At 68.2% G+C, this 5,794-nt stretch carries 5 protein-coding genes; all 5 read right to left on the bottom strand.

Annotated features, from left to right (window positions below; translation table 11 throughout):
* Positions 1-2,104: tetratricopeptide repeat protein (locus FJ108_17665; protein MBM4337718.1), on the bottom strand; the 2,104-nt coding region annotated here is incomplete at its 3' end.
* Between the two features lie 61 nt (positions 2,105-2,165).
* Positions 2,166-2,846: a Crp/Fnr family transcriptional regulator gene (locus FJ108_17660; protein MBM4337717.1), complete on the bottom strand. Its 681-nt coding sequence runs from the start codon at positions 2,844-2,846 to the stop codon at positions 2,166-2,168.
* Between the two features lie 41 nt (positions 2,847-2,887).
* Positions 2,888-4,114: a mannose-1-phosphate guanylyltransferase gene (locus FJ108_17655; protein ID MBM4337716.1), complete on the bottom strand. Its 1,227-nt coding sequence runs from the start codon at positions 4,112-4,114 to the stop codon at positions 2,888-2,890.
* Positions 3,976-5,286: a UDP-glucose/GDP-mannose dehydrogenase family protein gene (locus FJ108_17650; protein ID MBM4337715.1), complete on the bottom strand. Its 1,311-nt coding sequence runs from the start codon at positions 5,284-5,286 to the stop codon at positions 3,976-3,978. The genes FJ108_17655 and FJ108_17650 overlap by 139 nt, the downstream gene beginning before the upstream one ends.
* Positions 5,283-5,666: a VanZ family protein gene (locus FJ108_17645; GenBank protein ID MBM4337714.1), complete on the bottom strand. Its 384-nt coding sequence runs from the start codon at positions 5,664-5,666 to the stop codon at positions 5,283-5,285. Before FJ108_17645 ends, FJ108_17650 begins: the two co-directional genes overlap by 4 nt.
* Between the last annotated feature and the right edge of the window lie 128 nt (positions 5,667-5,794).

Raw genomic sequence — 5,794 nt, 5'->3', positions numbered from 1 at the left:
CGTCGTCGGCGAGCAGCCAGGCCAGGTTGTTCTTCGCACCGGGCTGGTCCTGGTCGAGGCGAAGCACGACCTCGTAGTTCTCCTTGGCCTCGTCCTTGCGCCCGGCCGACTCCGAGAGCGACGCGAGCTCCAGCGCCACCAGCGCGTTCTGCGGATCGATCTCGCGCGCTTTCTTGTACGTCGCGATCGCATCGTCGAGATGGCTGCCATCGCGCTGCCAGAGCGTCCGGTAGAGCTTGGCGAGCGTGACCACCGGCTCGACCCGATTCGGCGCCTTCTCGATCGCGAGCTTCAGGTCCGAAAGAGCCAGCTCGATTCCCTCGGGCTTGTCGCCGCCCGGCGAGGAGAGGCGGATCTTGGCGCGCATCTCGTAGAGCGGGACGTTGTCGGGCTGCGCGGCGATGAACCCATTGATCTTGGTCATCGCGGCCTCGTAGTTGCGCTCGTCCATGTCGGCCTGGATCAGCTCGGCCATCGCCGCCGGGTCGTTCGGATTCTCGGCGATCAGCGCCTCGAGGATCGGCGCCGCGGCCTTCGTGTCGCGCGTGCGGCGGTAGAACTCCGCGATCTTGAGTCGGATCGGCGCCGGCAGGTCGCTGCTGACCTCGATCGGTCCCAGGACCTCGCGCGCCTCGTGGATCCGCTTCAAGCGGGTCAACGCCTCGACCAGGATCAGGCGGATGCGCAGATCCTTGGGATTCTGCTCCACCACGAGCTTCGCCTCGCGCGCGGCGCTCTCGTCCTCGCCCGCGGTCAGGTAGAGCGCGGAGAGCTGACTTCGCGCCGGCATGTACTGCGCGTCGAGCTGGAGCGCCTGCTGGAACTCGCTTCGCGCGAGGTCCTGCTGCTTCTGCGCCAGGTAGGCGGTGCCGAGCAGAACGTGGGCAGCCGCGCTGGGCTGCTGGTCGATGACGCGCCGCAGGCTGGTCGACGCCTCGGCGAGTTTCTTCTCCAGCAGGTAGAACTTTCCCTCGGTGAAGAGCCCGAGCACGCTCTTCGGATTCTCTTTCAGGACCGCGCGCACGATCTCCCAGGACTCCGGCGTCGGCTGGGCGTTCTCGCCCTTCTGATCGACGATCAGCTCGGCCTTTCGCAGCCGCGCGGCCTCGCTCTTCGGCTCGGCTTCGAGCGCACGGTCGACGTCGGCGAGCGCTTGTTCGAGGTTGCCGGCTCGCCGATGGTAGTCGGCTAGAACCAGAAGCGGCTCGGCCAGGCCGGGCTGCATCTTCACGCTCTCCTCGAGCATCGCCTCCGCCTGCTCGCTCTTGTTCGTCGAGTAGTAGAAGCGCGCGAGCGTGAGCAGCACGTTCGCGTCCTTCGGCGCGTCGGCTCGCGCCTGCAGCAGCGTCTCCTCGGCTTTGTCGTTCTGTCCCTGATTGATGTAGAAGTTGGTCAGGAACAGGCGCGCCTGGGTCTTCTCGTCCGAGGTCTCCGCCGCCTCGATCGCAGAGTTCAGCTCGGCGAGCGCCTCGTCCTCCTTGCCGACGATCGAGAGGAAGCGCGCCACCGAGAGGTGGTTCGACGCCGACGGCTTCACCGTCACGAGCTTGCGAAGCGCCTCTTCCGCTCCCGCGATGTCGCCCTTGCGCCCCAGCGCCTGCGCGCGCAGCGCGAGCGTATCGGGGTGGTCGGGGTCGATCTCCAGCGCGACGTCGAGGTCCTCGAGCAGTCCGTCGAAATCGCCCTTCACCGACTTCAGCGCGCCGCGCAGCAGCAGCGCCTCGATGTTCTTCGGCTCCTTCTCGAGGATCGTCGAGACCTGCTCGAGCGCGGTGTCGTAGTCGCGCGCGGCGAAGAGCACCTGCGCGAGCTTCATCCGCCACTCGACGTTTTCGGGGGCCAGGCGCGACGCTTCTTTGTACTGCCAGAGCGACTCGCCGAACTCCTGCAGCGCCCAGAGGGTCTCGGCCATCTTGTAGTGGGCCTCTGCGTCGTTCGGCGCGAGCTGGAGCAGATTCAAGTAGGCGATCTTCGCCTCGCTCCATTCCTTCTTGTCGAAGAACTCGCTCGCCATCTGGCGCTGCTCGGCGATGCGGGCCTCCTTGGAGGTGCAGCCCAGCGCGAAGCAGAGCAGGAGGCAGGAAACGATCGCCGCAACTCGCATCTTCGAGGACCTCCGGGCGCGTATTCGATCCGGAAGAGCTAGCACACGGCGCGGTCGGAGTTCAGGCCCGTTCGGCGGCGTCGGTGTCGGCCATGGGGACGAGATAGCGCTTGCCTTCCTGCTCGAGCCAGCCCTCGTCCTTCAGGTCCTTCACGATTCGCGTGATCGTCTCGCGGCTCGTGCCGACGAGGTCCGCGAGCTGCTGATGCGTGATCGGCGAGGTCGCCATCCGGTCCGCGCGCTCAGGTACCTTCTCCTTGGCCAGCCGCGCCAGAAGCCGCCGGGCGCGACTCTCGACCCGTTCGAAGGAGAGGCCGCGGATCTGCTCGTCGGTCTCGCGGATGCGGCGGGCGAGCTCGCGGAGCAGCTCGAGCGTGAGCTCGTGGTCCTGCTTCAGGAGCCCGAGGAAATCCATCCGCGAGAGCGCGAGGAGCACGCACGCGGTCGTGGTCTTGACCGAGGCCGAACGCGGCTCGCGGTCGAGCAGCGCCATCTCGCCGAAGAAGTCGCCGGGCCCGAGCATCTCGAGGATCTTCTCGCGGCCGTCCTCGGACATCTTCGTGACCTTCACCTGACCTTCCTGGATCAGGTACATGTAGTCGCCGAGCGAACCGTCCTCTAATATGACGGCGTCGCGCGGGAACTTCCGGTCGATCAGCAGTCCCGCGATGTCGGCGAGATCCTTCTCGTCGAGATTGCGGAAGAGCGGAATCCCGCGGAGAGCTTCGTTGCGTTCCTTCATTTCCGTGTGCCTCGGTGCGTGCTGGCTGGTGGACGGAACTCCTACAGGAGTTCTTCACGATGTCTTCGGGCGAGCGCTCCGACGACCTCTCGAACGTCCTGCGCCCGATCTTTAGCGCAGACGAGCAGTGCGTCGGTGGTCTGGATCACAAGCAGATCACGCACGCCGATCAGCACCACCTGCCTATCGGCGGAGCTCCACACGACATTGCGCGTCGCCCCGAGCAGAAGCGGCTCGGGGGAGCAGTGTACATGGTTGCCCTCGTACGGAGACAGGTGCTCACCGAGCGCGTCCCAGCTGCCGAGGTCGGACCAGGCGAAGCCCCCGCGCACCGCCCGGACGCGGCGACTGCGCTCCAGGACCGCGAAATCGAAGGAGAGCGGCGTGACGCGAGCCCAGGCGCGCGAGAGCCGGGTACGGGACACCGCCCTCCCCTCGGCCATGCGCGAAAGTGCCGGCCCGAGCGCATCCCAGACCTCGGGGGCCTGCTCACGCGTCTCGGTCAGGATCCGCTCCGGACGGGCGAGCAGCGCGCCGGAGTTCCACAGGTAGCGACCGCTCGCGAGAAGGCTCCGGGCGCGCGCGCGGCTCGGCTTCTCGACGAAGCGCTCGACCGCGAGACCCCCGCCGGCATCCGCGCGCCGGGGCACGCGCAGATAGCCGTAGGCCGGGTCGGGCCGCGTGGGCTCGATGCCCAGGAGCACGAGGCACTCGCCGTCCGCGGCGACGCGCGCCGCCCGCCGCACGCACGCCGCGAACGCGGTGGGCTTCGCGATCCAGTGGTCCGCGGGAAACACTCCGATCACCCCGTCGTGGCCGCGCCCGAGCGCGTCCGCTGCGGCCCAGGCGATCGCCGCGGCGGTGTTGCGCGCCAGAGGCTCGAGCAGGAGTCGCGCGCCCCGATGGCCGCGCAGCGCCGAACGCGTGGGGCGCGCGAGCGATGCGGACGAGACGACGGTCGTGCGCCGCGCCGGCGCGACCAGGCGCAGTCGCTCCAGGGTGTCACCGAGCAGCGTGCGCGTCCCGACCAGGTTGACGAACGGCTTGGGCAGCGCGCGTCGACTCGCGGGCCAGAAGCGGGTTCCCGCGCCGCCCGCGAGCACGACAGGATGGATTTCAGGGGTCCGGGCTATCGCCCCACTCCGGTGTAACGAAAGCCCATCTGCGCCATCTCGGCCGGCTCGCAGACGTTTCGCATGTCGATCACGACCGGATCGCGAAGCAGCTCCTTCAAACGCACGAGATCGAGCTTGCGAAACTCGTTCCACTCGGTCAGGAAGAGCAGCGCGTCGCTCCCCTTCGCCGTGTCGTACGCGTCCTCGCAGAAGTCGACGTCGGAGAGCTCGCGAGAGGCGGTCTTCATCGCCTCGGGGTCGTAGCAGCGGATCCGCGCGCCGAGCTTCTGCAGCTCGCGGATCACCCAGATCGCCGGGGACTCGCGCACGTCGTCGGTGTTCGGCTTGAAGGAGAGCCCGAGCGCGCCGATCGTCTTGCCCCGAACCGGCCCGATCATCTTCTCGACCTTCGAGATCATCCGCTCGCGCTGCGCGTCGTTCGCGGCCACGGTCGCCGCCACGATGCGCTGCTCGACGCCGAACTCGCGGCTGAACTGGACCAGCGAGAGCGTGTCCTTCGGGAAGCACGAGCCGCCGTAGCCGGGACCGGGGTGCAGGAACTTGCGACCGATGCGCCCGTCGAGGCCCATCGCGCGAGAGACGTGGTGGACGTCGGCGCCGACCGCCTCGCAGAGCGCCGAGATCTCGTTGATGAAGCTGATCTTCGTGGCGAGGAACGCGTTGCTCGCGTACTTGATCAGCTCCGCCGTCGCGACGTTGGTGATCACGAACGGAACCTCGATCAGGTTCAGCGGCTTGTACAGATCCTTCAGGATCGCGACCGCTTCCGGATCGTCGGCTCCGATCACGACGCGATCGGGGTGAAGGAAGTCCTCGACCGCGCTGCCCTCGCGAAGGAACTCCGGATTCGACGCCACCGAGCAGCGGATCGAGCGCTTGCCCGCGGCTTGCGCCGCCTGGACCACCCCTTTCCGCACCCGCTCGGCCGTCTTCACCGGCACTGTGCTCTTGGTGACCACGACCTTGTAGCCGTCGAGGTGCTCGCCGATCGTGCGCGCGACCTCGTCGACGTAGGACAGATCGGTGCTTCCGTCCTCCTGCGGCGGTGTCGGCACGGCGATGAAGATCACCAGCGACTGCTGCACCGCGCTTCGCGCGTCGGTCGTGAAGCGAAGCCGTCCCGCCGCGACGTTGCGCTGCACGATGTCGTCGAGGCCCGGCTCGAAGATCGGCAGCTCACCGCGCTCGAGCCGCGCGATCTTCTCGACGTCCTTGTCGACGCAGATCACGTTGATGCCGAACTCCGAGAACCCGGCGCCCGTGACGAGCCCGACGTAGCCGGTGCCGATGACGGCGATGTTCATGGATGCGACTCCTTCTTCCGAGCGTTGGCGAGCGGCCGCATCCCCTCGAAGACGGCGGCTCCGATCCCCACTCCGACGACGTCCCGCAGGACGTCCCCGAACGACGCGAAGCGCCCGGGCACGAGCAGTTGCAGCCCCTCGTCGATCGCGGCGAACGCGATGAGCGACGCCGTGACGAGCAGGAGGCGCGGCACTCGCGGCCCGACGACCGCCCAGAGGGTAACCAAGGTCAGACCGGCGAACAGGGGAACGTGGGCCAGGTCGAGCAGCGCATCGGAGACGCCCCAGGCCGAGACCTCGCGCCCCGGCAGGGTCGTGAGCACGAGCACGCCGATCAGGTAGGCGAGCGCGGCCAGACCGCGCAGCGGCAGGATCCGCATCAGGGACGCACCCCCGCGTACCAGCGCACCGTCTCGCGCAGCGCCTCGTCCAGCGGCACGCGCGCGCGAAAGCCCAGCCACTGCTCGGCACGCGACACGTCCGCCTGGCTGTCGCGAACGTCGCCCCC

It is taken from the genome of Deltaproteobacteria bacterium, assembly GCA_016875225.1.
In the GTDB taxonomy this organism is placed as follows: domain Bacteria; phylum Myxococcota_A; class UBA9160; order SZUA-336; family SZUA-336; genus VGRW01.
Note: the sequence above shows the minus strand (reverse complement) of the source record. Positions and strands in the feature narration are given on the sequence as shown.

Excerpts from the sequence above, each read along its gene's own strand:
- FJ108_17660 (MBM4337717.1), bottom strand. The coding sequence starts at position 2,846 with ATGAAGGAACGCAACGAAGCTCTCCGCGGGATTCCGCTCTTCCGCAAT.
- FJ108_17650 (MBM4337715.1), bottom strand. The coding sequence starts at position 5,286 with ATGAACATCGCCGTCATCGGCACCGGCTACGTCGGGCTCGTCACGGGC.
- FJ108_17645 (MBM4337714.1), bottom strand. The coding sequence starts at position 5,666 with ATGCGGATCCTGCCGCTGCGCGGTCTGGCCGCGCTCGCCTACCTGATC.